Annotated in this window: 17 protein-coding genes; all 17 read right to left on the minus strand. The window is 31.1% G+C overall.

What is annotated here, in order from left to right:
- Positions 1–24: 24 nt before the first annotated feature.
- Positions 25–507 (minus strand): CarD family transcriptional regulator, encoded by a 483-nt coding sequence (locus Q0U74_RS01475; protein ID WP_297392265.1) that lies wholly within the window; start codon positions 505–507, stop codon positions 25–27.
- A 253-nt stretch (positions 508–760) separates the two neighbouring features.
- Positions 761–2,104: a butyryl-CoA:acetate CoA-transferase gene (locus Q0U74_RS01480; RefSeq protein WP_297392267.1), complete on the minus strand. Its 1,344-nt coding sequence runs from the start codon at positions 2,102–2,104 to the stop codon at positions 761–763.
- 9 nt (positions 2,105–2,113) lie between these two features.
- Complete coding sequence (locus Q0U74_RS01485; protein WP_297392269.1) at positions 2,114–5,050, minus strand: exodeoxyribonuclease V subunit beta; 2,937 nt, start codon at positions 5,048–5,050, stop codon at positions 2,114–2,116.
- Positions 5,051–5,082: 32 nt separating this feature from the next.
- The gene (locus tag Q0U74_RS01490) at positions 5,083–5,361 is read right to left on the minus strand and encodes a helix-turn-helix transcriptional regulator (RefSeq protein WP_297392271.1); all 279 of its coding nucleotides are present in this window, start codon (positions 5,359–5,361) and stop codon (positions 5,083–5,085) included.
- 333 nt (positions 5,362–5,694) lie between these two features.
- The gene (locus Q0U74_RS01495; RefSeq protein ID WP_297392273.1) at positions 5,695–6,567 is read right to left on the minus strand and encodes a copper amine oxidase N-terminal domain-containing protein; all 873 of its coding nucleotides are present in this window, start codon (positions 6,565–6,567) and stop codon (positions 5,695–5,697) included.
- A 61-nt stretch (positions 6,568–6,628) separates the two neighbouring features.
- Entirely contained in the window at positions 6,629–10,627 is a 3,999-nt protein-coding gene (locus Q0U74_RS01500) for an S-layer homology domain-containing protein (RefSeq protein WP_297392275.1), read from the minus strand.
- A gap of 125 nt (positions 10,628–10,752) precedes the next feature.
- Positions 10,753–11,364, minus strand: coding sequence for a hypothetical protein (locus Q0U74_RS01505; protein ID WP_297392277.1), 612 nt, complete (start codon positions 11,362–11,364; stop codon positions 10,753–10,755).
- 98 nt (positions 11,365–11,462) lie between these two features.
- Entirely contained in the window at positions 11,463–11,972 is a 510-nt protein-coding gene (locus tag Q0U74_RS01510) for a flavodoxin family protein (protein ID WP_297392279.1), read from the minus strand.
- Between the two features lie 9 nt (positions 11,973–11,981).
- Positions 11,982–12,743: an ABC transporter ATP-binding protein gene (locus tag Q0U74_RS01515; protein ID WP_297392281.1), complete on the minus strand. Its 762-nt coding sequence runs from the start codon at positions 12,741–12,743 to the stop codon at positions 11,982–11,984.
- Entirely contained in the window at positions 12,733–13,722 is a 990-nt protein-coding gene (locus Q0U74_RS01520; RefSeq protein ID WP_297392283.1) for an iron ABC transporter permease, read from the minus strand. Before Q0U74_RS01520 ends, Q0U74_RS01515 begins: the two co-directional genes overlap by 11 nt.
- On the minus strand, positions 13,709–14,629 hold the full coding sequence (isdE, locus tag Q0U74_RS01525) for a heme ABC transporter substrate-binding protein IsdE (RefSeq protein WP_297392285.1): 921 nt from the start codon (positions 14,627–14,629) through the stop codon (positions 13,709–13,711). The genes Q0U74_RS01520 and isdE overlap by 14 nt, the downstream gene beginning before the upstream one ends.
- Positions 14,622–15,584, minus strand: coding sequence for a heme-binding Shp domain-containing protein (locus tag Q0U74_RS01530; protein ID WP_297392286.1), 963 nt, complete (start codon positions 15,582–15,584; stop codon positions 14,622–14,624). The genes isdE and Q0U74_RS01530 overlap by 8 nt, the downstream gene beginning before the upstream one ends.
- Complete coding sequence (locus Q0U74_RS01535; protein WP_297392288.1) at positions 15,565–17,046, minus strand: NEAT domain-containing protein; 1,482 nt, start codon at positions 17,044–17,046, stop codon at positions 15,565–15,567. Before Q0U74_RS01535 ends, Q0U74_RS01530 begins: the two co-directional genes overlap by 20 nt.
- 221 nt (positions 17,047–17,267) lie before the next feature.
- The gene (locus Q0U74_RS01540) at positions 17,268–18,101 is read right to left on the minus strand and encodes a hypothetical protein (RefSeq protein ID WP_297392290.1); all 834 of its coding nucleotides are present in this window, start codon (positions 18,099–18,101) and stop codon (positions 17,268–17,270) included.
- Positions 18,102–18,105: 4 nt separating this feature from the next.
- Entirely contained in the window at positions 18,106–19,764 is a 1,659-nt protein-coding gene (locus tag Q0U74_RS01545) for an ABC transporter ATP-binding protein (protein WP_297392292.1), read from the minus strand.
- Positions 19,748–21,466 carry an ABC transporter ATP-binding protein/permease gene (locus Q0U74_RS01550; protein ID WP_297392294.1) on the minus strand — a complete coding sequence of 573 codons (1,719 nt, stop codon included), beginning with the start codon at positions 21,464–21,466 and terminating at the stop codon, positions 19,748–19,750. Before Q0U74_RS01550 ends, Q0U74_RS01545 begins: the two co-directional genes overlap by 17 nt.
- Positions 21,467–21,468: 2 nt before the next feature.
- A complete protein-coding gene (locus tag Q0U74_RS01555; protein ID WP_297392296.1) occupies positions 21,469–21,831 on the minus strand; it encodes a YbaN family protein in 363 nt (120 codons plus the stop codon).
- Positions 21,832–21,961: the final 130 nt, after the last annotated feature.

Consider the following 21,961-nt stretch of genomic DNA (forward strand, 5'->3'; position numbering starts at 1 on the left):
GTTCTTACTAATAAAAATCCCTCCTTAACCAAAAATGGCATGATCAACTAATTTTGAAATTTCTTCCACTTTTTTATCAAAAACAAGAGCCATCTCTGAAATTATGATTTGTCTTGCTTCTGTCAATATTTTTCTCTCTCCTGTTGAAAGAGATTTTTTTCTGTCTAAATTTTCTAGACATTTTATCACATCGGCTATTTCTGTTAAATCGCCAGATTTTATTTTTTCCAAATTAAATCTATATCTTCTATTCCAATTTTTTGGCATAGTAATCTCTTTGTCTGAAGAAAGTGTTTCTAGGACATCTTCCATAGTCTTTGAATCAGAAATTTTTCTAACTCCAACTTCTTCAGCATTTTTAACAGGCACCATAACTTTAAGTTCGTTTATAGGTAGTCTCATTATGTAGTATTTGTGCACATTACCAAGGATTTCTCTCTCTTCTATTGCAACAATTTCGCCTGCTCCGTGCATAGGATATACAATTTTATCGCCAATATTAAACATATTTTACCTCCTATTGTCCCTATTATTAGTATAGCAGAGAATTTAAAAAAAGTAAAAACATTTTAATATACCATAGTTTATTGTTTTATGCAAAGATTTTTTATTGGTTTTTATTTTTATTTTATTTGGTTATTTACTAAAGTATAGAATTCTATTGTGATAAATAATTAAGTTTTATGTGAAATTTTTGTTGTATATTAATTAAAACCCTCTAACTATAAAGCTAGAGGGCAATAATTATATTTAAGTCAAATTATTTCTTGTTAGTTCTTCTCCAAATGTTCATTTTTTCTGCTTCTTTAATTAGTTCTTCTCTAAATTCTGGTGCAGCAAGATTAATTATTCCTTCAGCTCTTTGCCAAGTTGACTTACCCTTGCAGTTGAACTTTCCATATTCTGTTACAAGCCAGTGTGTGTTTGGTCTTGCAGCTGTAATTGCTGAGAAAGTTTCAAAATTTGGAACAATTCTTGATTCTTCCTTTCCAGTCTTCTTGTTCATAAATTTAGAAGATAGACAAATAAAGGATTTACCACCCTTAGATAAATAAGCTCCAAGTACAAAGTCAAGTTGTCCGCCTGCTCCTGAGATGTGACGAGATCCAGAAGATTCTGAAGAAACTTGTCCAAATAAATCTATATTAACGGCATTGTTAATTGAAACAAAATTATCTATTTGTGAGATTATACGAGCATCATTAGTATAAGAAACTGGAGCAGCCATTGCATCTGCATTAAAGTTTAAATATTCGTACATATCCTTTGAGCCAGCAGCAAAGCCATAAACTTGTCTAAATCTGTCTAAATTTTTCTTTGCTCCAGTGATTTTACCCTTTTTAGCCATATCTACAAAGGCATCTACATACATTTCTGTGTGAACACCAAGGTCCTTTAAGTCAGAATCTGCAATAAGAGAACCAACTGCATTTGGCATTCCACCAATTCCAAGTTGAAGAGTTGCTCCATTAGGAATTTCTTCTACAATTAGTTCGGCAACTTTCTTGTCAACTTCTCCAAAGCTTCCCTTAGGAAGAGCTGCAATTTCTGGATTTTCTCCTTCTACAATATAGTCAACATCTTTAATATTTATTTCGTGTTCAAAACCGCCAAGGCAAGTTGGCATATTTTCATTTATTTCAATAATTACTTTATCAGCAACTTCTGTAACTGCCCTAAGGTGAGATGCATTAAGTCCAAAGTTGAAGTTACCATGTTTATCCATTGGAGGAGTAACAATTACTGCTATATCAACTTTACAGTTTTCTCTATACCATCTAGGTAATTCAGAATATCTTAGTGGAGCGTAAAATCCACCAGGTGTCTTGTTTATTCTATTTCTATCAGGTCCACCTGCGTGCCAAGAATTCCATACAACTTTTTGTCCTTCAGGGTCTTTTTTAAATACTTCTGGTTCCCAAAGAAGTACGCCACCTCTTAAATAAATTTCATTTAATTCATCAAGCCTATTTGCAAGAGCCTTGTCAAAGGCAACAGGTGTACTTCCAGCCCATGCGTAGTCAATCCACATATTGTCTCTTACCATAGCTGCAGCTTCTTTAGCTGAAATTAATTTTTTTTGATAGTCCTTAGAATAATCCATAATTCCTCCTTAAAATTTTAAATAATCCTTATAGTTCCTATGAGATCTAATAAATTTAATATAATTTAAAAATTCTTCCATTATAATCTTATTTTTTTCATCATTAATCTCAATATTTATTTTCTTTTTACCCCTTAAGTCAAAAATATATGCAGATTTTACTTTAACTTTATATAATTTTTCATAAATTGCTGAATAAAGTATTAATTGATTCTCGTAAGATGACTTTATATAGTCTAGGTCCATGTCGCTAGTCTTTAAATCAACTATATAATAGTCTCCGTCAATTTTTATCACCTGGTCAATAAAACCCTTTACTAAAAATCCCTCCAAGTCGTAATAAAATAATAATTCCTTATCAATTATATTTTTCTCTTCCATTTCCAGATAGTTTAGTGAAAGTTCTCTTGAAATATTTAACTTATCCTCATTAATTTCTTCTTCGTAATATTCAAAAATTTCTTTTAAAAATTCATCAATATTATCTTTATTAGCATCTTTATTACTGTGAATTTGTGCAAATAAGTGAACTATGCTTCCAAGCCTTTTTGGATCCATGACTTGAATCTTACCCTGACCTAAGGTGTACTCGTCTATTCCTAAAAAATATTTTTTATAGAAATCTATGGGGCTTCTCTTGAAATTTAAAAAATCAGTGACAGTGTAATATTCTCTAATTCTATTTTCAAAATTATAATCTAAATCAAGTTCACTATAACTTTTTGCAGAAATTTCTTTTTCAATTTCATCAGATAATTCATATTCCTTAATTTTTATTTTCTTGTCTAGTAAATCAAAATAGGAATCACTTTTGTATTTCTTATAATTTCCATAGAGGATGAGCTCCTTCTTTGCCCTTGTCATAGCAACATATAAAACTCTCTTCTCCTCTTCCATATCTACAGCTCTTAGTTTCTCATTAATAGTTCTATACCTGTAGTCAGAAAAATCAGATTTAAGGGCAAGTCCAAGCTCTCTATCAACTATAATTCTTTTATTTTGTCCTAATTTTTTGCCCCTGTCCATGTGAGATATAATAACTACATCAAATTCTAAGCCCTTAGACTTGTGTATAGTTAAAAGATTTATTCCTTCTTCTAAATCATCAAAGCTCAAAGTCAAAATATATTTTTCAAAAGACCTATAATCTTTATCCTTGTCTTCTAAATAATCTCTTGCTCTTTCTTTAAATTTATACAAATATTCCCAGTCAATTTTCTTGAGAGTCTTTAAATCATAAAAATAATTCATAATTTCTTCTATCATTTCATCAAAAAGAAGAAGCTTTGATTCTTCCTTTAATTTATTAAGGAATTTTATAAATTTATTTATATTTGCATCATCACACTTCAAATCAAGAAGAGCTGAAACATTATCAAGACCTAAATTTAAAATTTTAACTAAATCTTTAAAATTGAAATTTAAAATTGGTGAATTAAAAAGAGCAAGTGTATTTAAAAAATCTTCTGGACTATAAATTGTAGAGAGAATATTTTTCGTAACTTTTAAAACTTCGATTTCTTCTAAGCTTCTCTCGCCCTTATTAAAGGAAATATTTCTAAGAGATAGGATTCTACTTATTTCATCAATTTGCGCATTGCTCCTAGATAAAATAGCAACTTCCTTTTCCTCGAATTTTTTTAATAGGTCTAAAACTAAATCTGCAATTTCATTATTATCTTCAGCGTCATACTTATATACATCGCCGCCACTTTCAAAATCGAAGTCCATTTCTTCGTAGGACTCAATTAGGTTTTCAAAGGTGGAATTGATGAAATTAATAATTTTTCCATCACTTCTATAATTTTTATTCATTACAAGGGAAATACCGCGATTCTTTATTTTATTAGAAAAGTTAAAATAACTCTTTAAGTCTGTCCCTCTAAAGGCATAAATGGACTGTTTTGGGTCGCCAACTATAAATAAGTTTGAATCTACAAAGGTATTTATAATTTCATTTTGAATTTCATTTGTATCTTGATATTCGTCAACTAATATGTATGAATACCTTTCTTTGAGACTCTTATTAAATTTATCATCACTTAGAATCAAATGAGTGTAAGAGATAATGTCGTCGTAATCCAGTGCCTTAAGTTCTCTCTTTTCCTTTGAATAATTTTTATCAAGTTCTTTTAAAATTTCAATAATAACTTGGTAATATTCCTTATTTTTTATTTCAAGATTTTTCTTTAAGTCATGAATTAAATCTACAATATTTTCAATTTTATCCTCGTACTTACTTGCGGAACCAAGATTTTCTTCTATTGAATTTAAGGCTTCAAGATCAAGCCTTTCAGTATTTTTAATTTCATCAATGTTTTCATCATAAAAATTTTTAAACTTACTTCCGCTAACTTTTCTAAAATCATCTAAAAGTAAAAATAATTCATCGGAATTTTTGCTGGACTTATTAAAATTTAAGCTCTTATTTAAAATATCTGAAAAATCTAAATCTTTATTTCGAAAATCTAAGTATAAATCTCTAAATACTTTTCTCTCCTCAAAGGGATTAGTCTTAAAGTCAATTAAATATCTTTGAAATTCTTCACTTGTAATATTATTTAAAGATACTTTGACAGCATTTTCTAGCATCTCCCCTGCTTTGCCATCATCTAAAATAGAGAAATTTGGATTTATTCCAATTAAATAAGAATAATTTTTTACAATTTCAAGGGCAAAAGAGTGAATAGTCATGATATTTAAATTTTTTTCTTCAAAGTCGATATTCTCATCTACAAGCTCCTTAGAAATTCTTCCCAGCATTTCTTCTGCAGCTTTTTTTGTAAAAGTTATAGCCAAAATTTTCTTTGGATCATGATTATTTTTAACTATATTTATGAATCTACTGGTAAGGACTCTAGTTTTTCCCGTACCTGCTCCTGCCATTAAAGTGACATCTTTATCTATTGAAGTCACAGCTTCAAGTTGGACTTTATTTAACTTCATAAAAACTCCATAAAAAAATCCCGCTAAGGGGATTAATTAAATATTGCTTCTGCAAGAGACAATATGAACTTACTATCAACTTTATAATAAATTTCAGTTCCATTTCTATCGCTATTTAGAACTCCAGCTCTCTTTAACTTGCCAAGATGAGATGAAACTGTTGGTTGAGGTATATTAAATTTCTCTTGTAATGAGCCAACATTACACGGACCATTGTCAATTAAATTTTTAATAATTTTAAGCCTAACGGGATGTGCCATTACTTTTAAAACTTCAGCTGTCTTTTCTAAATTATCAATTTTATTTTTCACTTCAAACCTCCAAATATGTATGTATTTTTATTTATTTATTTTTAATTTATTTACTATATTTAGATTATATAATTTTAACAACTTTGTCAATAGTTTTTTTATAATTCTTAATTATAAAAATATTTCTAATACCATAAATTAGCAAAAATTAATTGGATTTTATAAAAGTTAAAATATATCATCTTTATTTTTTTATTTATTTCATAATATATTAAAAGTAAATAAAGTTACAGCCTTTTAATATTTATCTTTCTTAATGGATAAAATACTTTCTCAAAATTTCCTCATAAAAAAACTCCCATAATAATTATTATTATGAGAGATCTATAAAAATTATTTACTTATCTTTACACTTCTTGTTGAAGATTCCCAATCTACCTTTGCACCTAAAATTTCTGAAATAGCCCTTAGTGGAACAAAAGTCCTTGAATCCTTAATTACTGCTGGAGAATCAATTGCAATTTTCTTTCCATTGGCATTTATTTCCTTATCTCCAATAACAAGACTTGCCTTGTTATCTCCAACAATAACAGTTTTTGTGTCAGCCTTCCAGTCAACCTTTTCGCCAAGAGCCTCAGAGATAAACCTTAGGGGAACCATTGTCCTTCCATTTTCAATGTATGCTGGAGTCTCAGGTTTGATTTCCTTGTCTGAAACGAAAATTTTAATCTCAGACTTAGCTAAAGATTTTTCAGACTTTAGGTCCTTTTTGCTTGCAGGTTTAGAATCCTTAGCTTCCATGGTCTTTGCATTAGCCCAGTCAAACTTTAGGTAAGCCTTTTGTTCTCCTGAACCCTTTCCACCACCAGCAATAGCATCCATAGCATCAACCCAAACTGCAACAAGAATTTGGTCTTCCTTTGGACTTGTTCTTACAAACTCGTGCTTCTTTATATATTCACCATTAATAGGGCTTTGCTTAGTTTCAACTCTCTTAGAGTCCTTATCGCCATCATAGATAAATAAATTTGTAAGTTCACCTTCCATATTCATAAATTCCATCTTCTTTAGAAAAATATTGTAAATAAATTTACCATCTTTTTCTTCAACTTGAGCAACTTGCTTTAAAGAAGGGTTGCCCATAGACTCCTTATCTGGTTCGCCATACTTAACTAATTTTACTGGTACTTCATATGAACTTGCAGCAAAAATAGAATTAGGTAATAAAACTAATACTAACAATAGTGATAAAATAATTTTTTTCATATTACACCTCATTTTTATATAAAGGGACTCTTAATTTAAAAGTCCCTTTAAATTTTTAAACTTAATTATGATCAATGTTGTAAAGAACTTGTGCAACTTGTGCCCTAGTAAATTGAGATTTTGGTGCGAAGCTTCCATCGCCCATGCCACTTACTACTCCAAGTCTTGCCATTTCCTTTACAGAATCCTTAGCCCAACTTTGAATCTTTTCTTCATCTTTAAAGCCATTAGTATTGCCTTTGGCATTGAGATTCTTGCCTGAAACCTTTAAGAACTTAGTCATCATTACAGCCATTTCTTCTCTTGTTAGTTCTTTATCAGGTGCAAAGTTTCCTTGACCTACTCCTGATACTATTCCAACTTTGTTTGCCCATGTGATGTATGGACTGTAATACATTCCTGACTTAACATCTTTGAAGTTTTGATCCTTGTAGTCATTTACATTGACATTTAACATTCTTCCTAGAACACTTACAAATTGTCCCCTTGTTATAGATTTGTTAGGACCAAATTCTGTATTGCTTAGGCCTGCAAAGTATCCCTTGCTTACAACATAATCAATTGCAGTCTTAGCCCAGTGGCCGCTTATGTCTGTAAAGTTATTTGATGCATTGTTATTTTGTGCTACTTGTGGTGCTTGCTTTTGTTGATTTTGTTGATTTTGATTTTGTTGGTTTTGGTTATTGTTGTTTCCACCAACTCTACCTACTTCTCTTGCATTGTTCCAGTTAAAGGATAGGATTGCCTTTTGTTCATTTACGGCAATTTGATCCATTACATCAACTTTAACGCTGACATTTACCTTGTCATATTTGCCATTCATAACCCATGACCATACATTTCCAGATGATTGTTCTGCTAAATATTTATTACCATCATGAATAAATAGATGAGTTAAATTACCAACAAGTTTTTGTCCATTAAATTCTCTTTCAAGAGGATTAAATTGAACGCTATACCTGAATTGACCATTCCTTTCCTCTACTCTTGCTATGTGGTTTATTGCTCCATTTGCCATAGAGTATCCATCTTGATAAGCGTGAAGAACTTCTACAGGTACCTCATATTGGATTGTTACTGGTCCATTGTTTTTATTGCTTTGGTTGTTTTGATTGTTTTGATTGTTTTGGTTGTTGTTATAAACTCCCCATGACGAATTGTTATTCCAACCTTGCTTGTTGTTACCATAACTTCCCCATGAAGAATTGTTGTTTCCCCATCCAGAGTTGTTGCCCCAGCCTTGGTTGTTGTTGCCCCAGCCTTGGTTATTGTTCCCCCAAGCTTGGTTGTTATTGCCCCAAGAACTATTATTGTTTTGCTTATTCATGCTACCTTTATTGTTAATAACTGCATTATTTAGGGCTTGTGTAGCACTTAATATTTCTTCTCTTGATGCGTATGGGTTATTAGCAATTGCACCTGCCCTTGCCATAGCTGCTACTAAGTTGGAGTCAGCTCCCTTACTCATAGATGCACTTGCACTTGCCATTGCAGATCCTAGTGCAGATCTTTCTATAGCTAAGTTTTGGAAGGAATATCCTGGAGTGCTTGGGTTACTTGGGTTGCTTGGGTTGCTTGGGTTAGATTGGCTGTCATCTCCCCATCCAGTCCATTCTTTTGCTTTAGACCCTGTTATTTTCAATTTTGCATTTTGTTCAGCTCCACCTAGTTTAGCCATAGCATCTACACTTACACGACAATAAATTTCTCCATCTTGAGTTTTAAACTTAGGATCTATTTCAAATTTGAATAAAGATGGAAATTCTTTTTCTTCATTTCCTAGTCCCTTATCTCTTTTATTCTCAATTATTGTAGATTCTATTTTTTCAGACTTAAAATCATTTTCTTTGTATGTCCAGAATTGTAATAAATGGCCACGCATACCCATAAAATCAAGACCCTTTAATTTTATTGTCATATAAGTCTTGCCATTTTCTTCTGTGATTTTTGCCTTTTGGACTAGGGCGCCATTGCCCATCGAAGCCTTGTCCTCATGTGAATGCCATAGTGCAATTGGTACTTCTAATTCCTTTACTTGTTTTGGTTCTACTGTTTCAGATTTATTAAACTCATCTATTGCTCCTTCTAATGTTTTTAATGCATTATTTATCTTTTCTTGATTTGCATTAGTATCATCTTTAACATTTTGTGCTTTTGCAATAGCTCCTTGTAGTTTTTTATAATCTTCTTCTGAATGCTTACCTTTTTCTATAGTTTTAGCATTCTCTATTGCCTCAGTTAATTTATCTTTATTAATTTCTTCAATTTTTTCTTCTAAAACCTTTTTGTTGATATCAAAATTATATATATCAAGCACTGGATCTACAAATCCTTCTTCAAGGTCAAAATCATCAGGATTTAATATAACTTCGGCATCGCCAGATGTTACCTTAATGCTTCTAGCGTTAAGTAAACTTATTTCTTCGTCAAGTTCAGTAGTAGCCAAAGGCACATCTTTAAGTTCTAATTTTGTTATCCTACTTGTATAAGTATTATTACTATTTTCTACTGTAAAATTCTTTTCCTCTAATATTTCAGCATCCTTTATTGTTCCATCAGATGACTTATATTGAATAGGCTTAGATTTATCAATTTTTACAATACCAGTTTCATAGTCTTTTCCATTTTCTTTTATTTTTTCTGGCCAATATAGGATTAAATCGGCTTTGTTTTCCTTTATTTGTAAATCATATATTGGAATGACTGCTATTTGACTATTAAAAGCTATCTCATCTTTTTTTCCTTGTAATAATTCATCATTATATTGTTCTCTTGTGTACTTAATTTTATTATTTCCCCATAATTTATTTAAGTCTTTGTCATCTTTTATTATTGGTAAAACCTTATATTTCCCACTTATTAGGTTTAACTTTTCTAATTGCATATCTTCCCATCTCATAAGAAGATTGAAATGTTCAAGTTGTTGACCCATTGCATCTACTTGCACTTTGAAAAGTTTTTGAGATTCATAATTTGTCGAACCATCTTGATATTCTAATGGTATTTCATAAATTTCAGGAAAACTATGTTCTATTCCACCGATGTTTTCAGAAAAATATCTTTTTAAGTTCTTTGGATTATTTAAGTAAATTTCATTTGCAGTATAGATTCTTGGCATTCTCATGAAATTATTAAAATCTTCTACGGAATTATATGTCCATAGTTGCTTAAGATGTCCTGTTATTACCTGTCCACCTGTATAAGCAGGGTCTGATAAGGTCATGGCCTTAAATTTTATTCTTAATTTAAGAGAGCCATCTTGTTCAACAATTAACTTGCCTTTATCCTCCACGGCACCCGCTGCCATAGAATATTTCCCAGGAGAGTTATCATATCTTATGGATAAGGGAATGCTGTATGTTCCAGGAAGTAAACCGTCAGGTATTGGCTTAGGCCAACCTTGAAAGATATATATTCTAAACTTGTCATGTTTACTCTTATAATAATTTACCGGTTCAAGGCTAAAACTTATTGAATATTTCCTTCCATCATGGCTTGATTTATAATCTTGTATTACGTAAAATCCTTTTCCTTGTTCGTCATAACTTCTTTTTTTATTTAATTTTTTAGGTTCACTCCATGAATTAGTGGATTCGTTATACGCTGATAGATACATTTCAACTTGTTCAGGCCAAATATTATACATACTTCCGTCATCTATTCCAGAACTATTTATAATAAAATTACCATAAACGCTGTACCCAACTTTATTCATTAAGTCTAATTCATAGGCATTCCATTGAGGCTCATCATGATGATTAGAAGCAGCTTCAGACTTGTGCTTTTCTCTAAATTCTTTAAAATTTTCATCATCATCAGAAATTTTTTTCCCTGACATTTTTAATCTACTTTCATCAAATTGCGGATGAGTTGCCGTTGCATCGGTAGATACATCTTTCCCTTGAGACCATCTTTTATATACTTCTGGATGAATTTCAAAGTGTGCTCTCTTATCTCCAGTAATTGGAATTTCAGCAGAATGTTCTGCTGCTAATACATTAGAACCACTTGTGAATAAAAATATCATTAAAAATAAAATAAAACTTATACTTTTTTTCAATTTATTTTCCTTTCTTTTTTTATATAGTTAATAGATGTATAGGTCTATTCGCTATACATCTATTACTATTCACAATAAACATCTTTTGAATTGTAAATTTTCAAGGATTAGTTATTTATAATAATTTATTTTACAAAAAATCTTGCATTAGGATTCATCATAGCTGCACCAATTTTTCCTAAAAATCCAGAGTCAGCTAGGTTAGTTGTAAATTTTATCCTAAAGTAATTTTTATAATCTTTTACTTTTTCATCTACAGATAAATCAGATTTTAATATAGTAAATTTAAATCCTTCAGGCACAGTCTTATTTTTATTATTTACAGCTTCTTTAGAACCAAAAGTTTCCACTTTAATTTCCTTGCCCTTTATTACAGGTGTAATACTTGTACAATCTGCTTTATATACATTGTTAAGCATTTCTTTACTAACTGGCTTTGTATATAAAGTTATTTCGTAGCTGTCGCCCTTATCTTCCACTTTTGATAAATCTTTATTAAATGCATCATCAGCCATAGAAAGTTTTGCTTCTTTTCTGTGATAAATTGCAAAATCAGCAACTGTCCTTACGGATCTATCAGAATATTTAAATCCATAAAGTTCTGAATCAGAGTAGTCTATAGTTTCTTTAATTTGCTCCTTTATGGCTTCTAGATTCATTTCTTGAGCAAATGTAAAAGTTGGAACCAACATCATTAATACTAATAGTAATAAACTAATTTTCTTTAAATATTTCATATTATTTATCCTTTCTTTATATTATTTATCTTTGCATAACTAATCCTTATAAAGCTATAAACGTACTTTCCTAATCCCACCCAAACACCCACTAATTTTTATAAATTAATTAATTTTTCAAAGAAGTATCTTGCTGCTCCTTCTAGTTCTTCTTCGCTTGCCTCTCTTGATGCAAGGCTTGTTTCTATCATTTTTTCTTTTATCTTTTTTGGAACTACTAGTCCTGTAATTCCTCTTAATTTTTCTATCATCTTGGGGTCTACTAGGCCTGGGCATATGTATTGTCCCAAGGAGTCCCTGTCTATTAAAAGATTCTCTAAGTTTTTTATCACCTTCCTTCCATGTTCTGAGTCTGGCATTGCTCCCAATGTCGCAAATAAGCCAAGTTTTTTATTTTTGATGGTCTTTAAGAATTTTAGGGTCTTGGTCTCTAAGGTCCCTCTATCTATCCAAGCACCCAAAAGTATAAAGTCAAATTGTTCTACTTGGGGTGCATCTCTTATGTCTTTTATTGTCATTTGTTGTTTATCTTTTAAGACTTCATAAATTTTTTCTGCCATCCTCTTGGTGTTTCCCGTCTTTGATGAATAAATTATTAGTCCTTTCACTTTTCCTCCTTAGTCTTCTGCAAATACATATTTTTTATTTTCTATATCTATTATTTTTAGTTTTGTGTCGTAGATCTTACTTATATTTTCTCCTGTCAAGACTTGGCTTGCCTTTCCTTGAAATTCGATTTTCCCCTTTATCATTCCTACTATGGTGTCCGAATACTCTAGGGACTGGTTGATGTCATGAAGGACCATGATTATTGTCTTTCCTAGATTTTTATTCAAATTTTTTATTAGTTTTAAAATTTCTATTTGGTATTTGATATCTAAGTAGGTTGTGGGTTCGTCTAAGAGAAGTATCTCGCTATCTTGTGCAATCGCCATGGCTATCCACGCCCTTTGGACTTGTCCACCTGATAGGGAATTGACTCTCTCTTTTCTTATTTCTTCTAAGCCACAAACTTCTATTGCCTCGTTTATTTTGTTTTTGTCTTCTATGCTTGGCTTCTGCATAAAGCCAACATATGGATTTCTTCCATAGGCAACAAGTTCTTCAACTTTAATGTCGCCTGCTATTTGATTTTTTTGTCTAACTATGGCAACTTTTTTTGCAAATTCTTTTCTCTCTATATTTTTTATGTTTTTGCCATCAAGACTTATAAAACCCATTTTCGGTTTTTCTACTCTTGTTATTAGTTTTAAAAGTGTTGACTTGCCACAGCCATTGGCACCTAGGAGGGTTGTAATCTTATTTTTTTCTATTTTTAGATTTAAGTCTTTTATAACCATGTTCTTGTCATAGGCGAAAAATAAGTGATTAATTTCCATAATTTTTCCCTCCTACTTTTAATAGGCCTATAAAGAATATTCCGCCCACTACTGTCATTACTACTGATGGTTTTATTTCGTAAGGGTAGGCTATCACTCTTCCCAAGGTATCTGATAGGAGGAGGGTTATTGCTCCCAGTATCATGGAATAGGGTATTAGGTTCTTGTGGTTTGAGCCAAGAATTATCCTTCCTATGTGCGGCACCACTAGGCCTAAGAATCCTATTACTCCAACTATGGCTGTGGATACTGATGCTAGTATTATTCCTATTAGGGCTAGGATAAATCTATCTCTATTTACATTTACTCCCAAGGCTTGTGCTGTTTGATCTTCCAGTTGAAGTAGGTTAGCTGTCCTTATTGTGAAGAGTGCTATTATTAGAAATAGGATTCCGTAAATTGCCATAATTTTTACATCTGCCCAAGTTTTTTGTGCTACATTGCCTTCGATTATTGATTGAACATTTGTGAGGTTGCCCCCCATCATGGATTTTATGCCTTCGTTTACTCCCATAAGTGTCATGTTGAGTGCCACACCTACAAGGATTAATTTTATTGGGTTGGATCCTCCGTTCCAGGCTAGCGAATATATTAAGAGGTAGGCGAGGAGTCCTCCCACAACTGAAAAAATTGGGCTAAAGGCATATAGGCCAGGGAATAATATCATTACAAGGCTTGCTGATAGACTAGCTGCTGATGATATACCTATTATGCCTGGATCTGTTAGAGGGTTTTGCATTACTGCTTGTAGGAGAACTCCTGATGTTGCAAGAGCCGCCCCAGCTAGTATTGATATTATTATTCTTGGAAACCTAAGGTCATATATTGTCGCTACGTCGGGATCATATTCTATGAACAAGCCTCTTAGCAATTTCCCAAAGGTCATTTCTATGGAGCCTGTTTTTGCTGAATAGAGGATGATTCCTATTAGGATAAGGATTGATATGGTGTAAACTAGGATGATTTTATTTTTCTTCATTTGTCTTATCACCTGTATTTCCTACTTCATTTGAGACTTTTCCATAGAAGAGTTTGTCTAAGTCATTTAAGGCTTCCTTGTAATTAAATTTCGCACTCATGCCAAATTTTTTGTAGTCAAGATCGTAAACCTTGCCTTCCTTAACTGCCCTAAAGTGTTTCCAAATGTCATTTTCTGCAAAGTCTTTTTTAAACATAGCCATTACTTGATCTGGTAGGGCATGGGCTGTTCTAAGTATCATGTCTGGGTCTTTTTTCAGCATATCTTCTGTGTTTATTGTTATGAATTGTTGGTCTGTCCCTTCATATACATTTTCTGCACCTGCAAGTTTTACAAGGCTTCCTGCATAGGAGTTTTCTGTTGCTACTACATAGGACCCTGGCAAACCCATTAAGATTAATACTCTAGGTGCTTTTTTGTCCTTGTGTTTTTCTCTATAGTCGTCTATAAATTTTTTGTATTCATCAATTAAGTCTTTGGCTTCTTTTTTTCTGTTAAGTAATTTCCCAAGATCCTCTATTGACTTATACATTCCATCTGTGTTGTTTAGGTTCAAAAATCCATAGTCAAGGTCTGCTGCCTTGTACTTTGGGAGTAGGTCTGAAATTAAAGACACTGGTGAAAAAACATAGTCTGGATTTATTTGTTTTAATTTTTCAATGTCTGGCGTCATTGCCATCCCTACCTTAGGAACATTCTTATATCTTTCTGGCATTGGATCGATTTCTGAGTCTGGTACTGCAACTAGGTCTATGTTTAATTTTTCCATTATATAAACTGTTGCCATTGATGTTGCTGCTATTCTCAGTTCGCCATTATTTTCTTTCTTGCCAGATTTTTGACTCACGCAAGATGTTAATAATAGACTTGCTAGAAGTATGGCTAGAATCTTTTTTATTCTATTCATAGATGTTTCTCCTTTTTTCTTCTAATTCATCTTCTACTTTTTTCTTGTAGTTATATGATAGAAGGGCTAGTATGACAAATCCTCCTGTTAATATTACAAAGAGTCCTATTAAGCCATAAATAAAAGCCAAGGTTATTTTGCCTAATTTTGTCTTAGATGTTTCTTTTTCATCTTGGTCATCTGAATAATATAATTTTTTAATTATTGGAGAATCCTTTGTTAAAAGTCCATGGTCATAACCTAAATCACCAGCAGAAAATTTTGAGTTAACTGGTTTTTGTTCTATTTTTTCTCCTTGGTTAGAAGCTTGTAAAACTTCTCCAACTTGTTCGTCATTTTCTAGTGGTTTTAAATTGCTTAGGTTAGGTGTATTGTTCTTTGTTTTTGTTTTAGGAATGTTTACTTGTGCCTGAGGGGCTTCCACTGCTACTTCTTGTTTATTAGTATTTCTTGATGAACTATTTTGAAGTGTTGCAAAGTCAGTGTTACCATTAACCAGATCTGATATTGTGTAGTAAAATATTACATCCCTTCCCATGGGCCCTACAAAAAATGTTGCCCTTACGATTACATTTTTGCTTGGTATCTCAAATCTGTAATCTCGTGTTTCTGCTGTCTTTCCTGTAACTTCTGCTGGTACTGAATAGAAACTATTGTCGCCATAATTTTGGACTGCGAAGGTTTCATTTTTTATATAGTTGGCTAGGTTATAACGGACTGACAAAAATATTCTTCCATCATCTGTTGTTTCTACCAAAGCTTGTGGACATACTACATTTTCTGTCATACCCTGTCCTATTCCTGGATTGTTACCTGGGTCTTCTATGACTCCTGTAACTGGATGGATATAGTATGGCGTTGTCTTTGCTATTTCTTGTGAATAGGCAAAGGTAACATTTATTAGACTTGCAAAAATGAGAGTCATAAGGCAAAGGCTATTTATTATTTTTTTCATTATCTTTTAGCCCTCCTATAAACATCATTTCATCTTTCATATCTTTTACTTCTTGCAAATTTTTTCTAATTACAACAAAGGCTATTGCATTTAATCCTATGAATATTAGTAGTATTAAAATAATAATGCCCTTTGATTCTTTTTCTTCAATTTCTTGTCCCTCTACCCCATTCTCTTTATCTTTATTTTGATTGGAGGATGATCCCTTGTTTTCTTGACTTGTAATTTTATTTTGTAGTGATCCTATAGAAGGTGGGCTTGTGTTTTGTGTTGTTGAACTAACTTGTGGTCCTTCTACTGGCATAGGGGATGAGGAATTTGAAGAGCTTGATATTTTTTGATTCTGTGGTTTTTTAACTGTCGCCATAAAGGCCTTTGCTTTTTCTTCCTTTGAACTACTAGTGTTTGTGCTTATATTGCTTAATGTAGGCAAATTTTTATTATCTAAGGTTTTATTTACTTGCACACCTGCACTAGCACTTTTTACAAGTATGAAGTTTGCTGAATCTTTTGTTTTAAATTCAATGTAGTCTCCATTGACTTTGTAATTTATCTTCTTTTTTTCTCCATTATTTACTTCATAAAGACTTAATTTGTCTTGTCCTTTGAATTTTAAAAGAGGTAATTTTAAATCAAATTCTTTATTTGCATAAATCTTTTTTCTCTTTGCTTGAATGCTTTCTTCCTTGCCTGTTATTTCATCTAGGGACCCTAAAAACTCAATCTTAAAAACATTCACTTGATCTAACTTATCAAAGTCCTTGGTGTAGTCTTCTGCTCCTTTCCCAGATAACTTATTACCATAAAAATAAAACTCTTCTTCAAAGGTGTCTGGTCCGTAGTTGACTATCAAGTTTTTATTTTGGACTTCTCCAGCTTCCTTTGAATTAAATTCTGGCTTCTTTGGTCCTTCTTTAAACTTCTTTATTAAAGTTGCTTCACTTTCATTTATTTTTTTTATTTTGTCAAAGTCTAATTTTATTCTCGCCCTTATTGGTTCGTCACCCATGGGCTCTACCTTTGGATCTACATAAACCTTTGTCATTTCATCCATATTAATTAGGTTTGTCTTAAATACTCTTGGCCTCTTGTCCTTTTCCTTAGGTACTTCTAGGTCATAGCAACCTGCTTCTGCCCTGTGATAAATTCCATCTTCCTTTTGGAAATATATATTTACTAAGGACGCTGTTATGGACATATATTCCATCTTGTCTGATCCTATGTATAAATTTGCTTCTTTATTATCTACTTCTATCTCGGCTCTTTGTATGAGGGCCTTGTTGCCCATACTAGGCTTTTCTTCTATGGCATGCCATAACTTAATTGGAATTTCATAGTAGCCATCTTCTAAATTTATTTCTTCTTTCTCTGGTGTGCTTTCATTGTCCGCAAATACAAAATTTGTTAAGAATAGTAAAGATAATAAAAATACTAGAGATATGTAAATTTTTTTATTTTTCATTATAAAGACCCCTTGTTATCAATTTATATTACTCAGGTAATTATATTACTTATCAATAAAATAAACTATAATAAATTCACGGAATTTTTGTTAACTCTGATTTACTTGCAGAAAAAATTTTATAAATATATTATTTTAATTTTTGTAATAAAAATAAACCCTAGTCCTTGACTAGAGTTTAAAATCTTTTTATCTATTTTACGGTGTAAAAATTTAAGTATTTAACTTAAACAAAGGTTAACTATGAATAAAAAATTTGCTTTTTTTTCATGAATTGTTATTCCCATTTGAGATTTAATTTTTAAAATCAAGGATGCTTCTAAAATTATTCCATCTGATGTTGACCAGTAATCAATTAAATTAAGAGGAATCTTAAAAATCCTGTCCTTAGAATTTATTTCTATTTCTTCTCCATCATCAAAATAAAATAGCTTTGTAGCAATTGCTTTTTTAATGTAACCTTGATAAGCCTTCTTTATTGCCTTAGCAGAAAGCTCTATATAGGCTTCTTCTCCAATTATCAAATATGCGTTATCATCAAAGCCCATAAGTGCCATTGAATTATCTACAAAGGAGTTTTTGCTATCTTCAGAAATTTTTTTTATTGAAAAATTAATTTCATGCCTTCCCTTTTCTAAATATTGGGAAATATCTTGGACCTTCTCTCTCCCCTTAATATCTTTAGCTAAAATCATACTTTTGTATCTTTTTTCTAGTGCCTCTTGGTAAGGAATAAGTCTCTTTGACAATATTTCAAGACTGATACTTTTAGCAAGATTATCGTCAATACCCAAAAATTTTTGTATTACAAAAAAATTCTTTTCAAGATTTTCATTATAAAATTCTGAAAGCTCCTGTCCTATTTTTGTCAACTTATACTCATTATCGTCTTTGTATAGAATGCCTGTAAGAATCATTTTATCTAGAATTTTTTTTGAGTTAGGCCGAGAACAACTAAAGAATTGACTTGCTTCTGTGATGGTCTTCCTTCCTTCATGATTTTTTATAAATAATAAATATTCAATTTGTATTTTTGTTATATCCAAATTTATCATTGAATTATGACTCCATTTCTCTCTTTACTTCTACTATTCTGTCACAAATCCTAAGAGAACTATCACGGTGAGATGAAATTATAATATTTTTATTTTTTCTCTCATTATATAGGGACTTTAAAATTATCCCTTCGTTTAATGCATCTATGTTAGCCGTTGGTTCATCAAGTAGATATAGCTTTGATTTTCTTAAAAAGATTCTTGCTAAAGCCAGCCTTTGAGCTTGTCCAGTGGAGATTTCATTATTTTCCTTTACTATCTCTGTGTCCAACCTCTTATCAAGTGTCATTATGAAATCATAAATATTTGCCTTCTTGCAAGCTTCTATTAATTCATCTTCACTTGCATCTTTTTTTGCAATTTTCAAGTTATCTCTAATGCTTCCTCTAAATAAATGGGTTTCTTGACTTAAGTAAGAAATGTTCTCTCTTAAATTTAATGTATTCAAGTCTTTTATGTTTTTTTCATTTAGGCAAATCTTACCACTCTTTGTATCGTAAAATCTCATCATTAATTTTATTAGTGTCGACTTGCCACAACCACTTTTTCCTTTAAGGCCTATTATCTCATTTAACTGAGCTTTAAAGTTAAAATCATTAATGAGTTTTGTTTCATCATAAGAAAAATTCACTTTCTCAAGACATATATTTTCATAATCAATTTCTTCTCCCTCGTAATTTATCGGTGTAAGGGGATCTTCTTCTAAAAGTTCCATGACTCTATTGCCACAGGCAAAGGTCAAAACTAAGTTATTTGCAAGAGATGAAAGGGCGCTTGTTGGTCCAAAAGAGGAAATGAAAACTCCCAAGGGGAATAATAAGCTACTAAGATCTAGGATAGAATTCTTGTAAAGATTAAAAGCTGCCAAAGTAAAAATTAAGTCTCCAAGTATTATGGTAAAAGATGTGAGGGCAAAATTACTAGATGACTTTTCTGTAAGAACCTTGGTAGACCTATTTAGCTTATTTGCTTCAAATTCAATCTCCTTATACCTATCTTCAAAATAAGAAAAATTAACAATTTCTTTTATTCCCTTAAAGCTTTCCAGGATTAGAGAATTTAAACTTGATATATTCTTCCTCTGCTTTCGTCCAATTTCTCCAGCAGATTTTTCTGTGATAATTGGGATAATTATAGCTAATATCAAGTGAAAAGTTAGAAGTATCCAAGAATAAATTGGATTAAATCTCCATAAAAGTATAAATAAAAATAAAGTGTGAACTAGGGCTATACAGACAGGTGAAATTGTGTGTGCGTAAAAGACCTCTAGTAGTTCTATATCTGATGTAATAATAGAAATTAATTCTCCCTTATTTTTCCCATTCATCTTGGCTGGTCCCAAGGATCTTAGTTTTTTGAAAATTTTGTCTCTTAATATTGCTAAAATTTTGAAGGCTATATAGTGATTTAAAAGCTGCTCTAAGTACTTAAATATTGCCCTTAGTATAGCTAAAGTAAATAAGATTCCAATTATTAATTTTAAATTTGCAGTTTGATTTAAAATTAGTTTACTTAGGTAGAACAAGCCTAATGATGGCAATAAAGTCGCAAATATGTGTCCACTTGCACCAAAAAATATGGCAAAAAACATTTGTAACTTCAGATCATCCACAAGGGATAGGAGTTTCCCTATTAAATTTTTATATTCAATTAATTTCTTCATTTAAACCCCACATTTCTAGTTCCCTTTGGTATCTATAAATACCAGAAAATAATTCTCCCTTACTTATTTCTTCAAAACTTCCTTCTTCAGCAACTTTCTTATTGTCAAGATAGTAAATATAATCTGCCTGAAGGACTGTATTGAGTCTATGAGTAATAAGAATTATGGTCATTTTTTCTTTTAATTTTTGTATAAGATTTAAAATCAAATCTTCTGATTCCTTATCTATATTTGAAATGGACTCATCTAAAATTAAAATCTTTGGTTCTTTCAAAAGTACCCTTCCTATTGCAAGCCTTTGTTTTTGTCCACCTGATAAGTTATTACCAGCACTTTCTAGGATGCTATCTAATCCGCCTATATTTTTAAAGTAGGAATACAGACCAACTTCTTCTAAAACTTCTATTAACTTATCATCATCTGCATTTTTATTTGCAATTTTAAGATTATATCTAAGGCTTTCCTTAAAGAAGTAAGGGTTATTGTCTACTAACATTATATTTTCATTTAAAGAATCATTTGAAATTTCACTTAAGCCATTGTAAAGTATTTCTCCATCATAATTCCTTTGAAATCCTGCAACTAATTTTGCAAGAGTAGACTTTCCACAACCACTTTCTCCTACTATAGCTGTTATTTTTTTAGATTTAATCTTCATATTTAAGTCTTTTAAAATTTCCTTTTCTCCGTAAGAAAAACTTAAATTTTTTACTTCTAAATCTACTTTCTCATCCTTTAGTACATCTTCAAAATCTTCTATACTTTCTATTTCTAAAATTTTAAAGAGAGAATTAGCTGCTGTAATCCCATTCATTGCCACATGAAAAAGTGCCCCTAGCCTTCTTAAGGGTAAGAAAAATTCTTGACTTAATAGTATAAAAGAAAAGGCTGCAAAGACAGAAAGCTGACCCTTGGAATAATAATAGATGGATAAGATAATTCCCAAGGCTGATCCTGCATAAGAAATTAAGTCTAAGACCGTAATATTATTTAGTTGCATCATGAGAAGCTTCATGGTTTTGACCCTAAAGTCTTCTGCCTTCTCATTTAGTAGGTCATTGTAATCTTCATCTGCATTAAAAACTTCTAAACTTGTTAAGCCATATAGGAAGTCTATAAAAACTTCTGACAGATTTGTATATGATTTCCAATAAGTTTTTACAACTTTTTTTGCAAGTTTTTGTACCATCATTATTGCAAGAGGTATTAGTGGTATTAATAAAAGCATTATTATTGCAATTTTGAAATCTAAAAAAGAAAGTATAAAAAATAAAATTAGAGGTCCTATTAAGGAAAATAGAAGTTGCGGCAATAGAGCAGAGTAAAATAAGTTGAGTTGTTCTATTCCCTCTACACCTAAATTTATAACTTCCGAAATAGAAATTTTGCTTCCATACTCCATCTTAAAAGAAAAAACCTTCTTAATTAGTCTTTCTCTTAAGGTGTTTTTAATCCTATAGGAAGCCTTGTAAGATATACTAGCTTCTATTTTTATTAAGAAAATATTTAGTCCAATTATTAGGAGCATAAATAAAATAAATTTGCTCCCACTAAAGCTTGAACTAATTAAAGCTTCTATAGACTTGCCTATTAAAAAAATCATGGCAACATTAGTTGTCATTTGTATAATTTTTATAAGTAAAAGCTTTAAAATTTGTATTTTCTCGCTCTTTAACTCATTAAATAATTTTTTGTTAAACATTTCTACTCCTTGATAGTCTTAATCTTAAAAATAAAATATATGTAGTGAAAAATTAACACTAATAAAAGTGTAATTCTCGCATGTAAGTTGTTCACTAAACAAAATGATATGCCAAGAAAAATAGTGATAGTCATAAGAATCTTTATCTTTCTCTCTTTTGTCATTCCACTCTTATTTTTTATTGGCTCAATATTATCCTTGTATAATTTAGTAGAAATAAAATACTCATTAAATTTTTTTGAACTTCTGGAAAAGCAATATGTTGCCAGTAACAAAAAGGGAGTTGCAGGTAATAAAGGCAAATATATACCAAATATTCCAATCCCCAAAAAAATAAATCCAAATATTAAAAATAAAATTTTCAATTATATCCTCCTTAATTTTGATTTTTGTATTTTTCAAAATAAATACTAACAAAGAAATTTTTATAAGTAAACAATATTGATATCGAATATCATTTTGTTTTTATTAAATATATTCATTTTTTTGTGATAT

Origin of the sequence: uncultured Peptoniphilus sp. (assembly GCF_946998875.1) — a bacterium.
Classification (GTDB): Bacteria; Bacillota; Clostridia; order Tissierellales; family Peptoniphilaceae; genus Peptoniphilus_A.

Bases quoted from the DNA above. Each gene is read 5' to 3' on its own strand.
- Q0U74_RS01545 (WP_297392292.1), bottom strand. From the start codon at position 19,764: ATGAAGAAATTAATTGAATATAAAAATTTAATAGGGAAACTCCTATCC.
- Q0U74_RS01495 (WP_297392273.1), bottom strand. From the start codon at position 6,567: ATGAAAAAAATTATTTTATCACTATTGTTAGTATTAGTTTTATTACCT.
- Q0U74_RS01530 (WP_297392286.1), bottom strand. From the start codon at position 15,584: ATGAAAAAAATAATAAATAGCCTTTGCCTTATGACTCTCATTTTTGCA.
- Q0U74_RS01540 (WP_297392290.1), bottom strand. From the start codon at position 18,101: ATGATAAATTTGGATATAACAAAAATACAAATTGAATATTTATTATTT.
- Q0U74_RS01475 (WP_297392265.1), bottom strand. From the start codon at position 507: ATGTTTAATATTGGCGATAAAATTGTATATCCTATGCACGGAGCAGGC.
- Q0U74_RS01485 (WP_297392269.1), bottom strand. From the start codon at position 5,050: ATGAAGTTAAATAAAGTCCAACTTGAAGCTGTGACTTCAATAGATAAA.
- Q0U74_RS01550 (WP_297392294.1), bottom strand. From the start codon at position 21,466: ATGTTTAACAAAAAATTATTTAATGAGTTAAAGAGCGAGAAAATACAA.
- Q0U74_RS01480 (WP_297392267.1), bottom strand. From the start codon at position 2,104: ATGGATTATTCTAAGGACTATCAAAAAAAATTAATTTCAGCTAAAGAA.
- isdE (WP_297392285.1), bottom strand. From the start codon at position 14,629: ATGAATAGAATAAAAAAGATTCTAGCCATACTTCTAGCAAGTCTATTA.
- Q0U74_RS01515 (WP_297392281.1), bottom strand. From the start codon at position 12,743: ATGGAAATTAATCACTTATTTTTCGCCTATGACAAGAACATGGTTATA.
- Q0U74_RS01505 (WP_297392277.1), bottom strand. From the start codon at position 11,364: ATGAAATATTTAAAGAAAATTAGTTTATTACTATTAGTATTAATGATG.
- Q0U74_RS01535 (WP_297392288.1), bottom strand. From the start codon at position 17,046: ATGAAAAATAAAAAAATTTACATATCTCTAGTATTTTTATTATCTTTA.
- Q0U74_RS01520 (WP_297392283.1), bottom strand. From the start codon at position 13,722: ATGAAGAAAAATAAAATCATCCTAGTTTACACCATATCAATCCTTATC.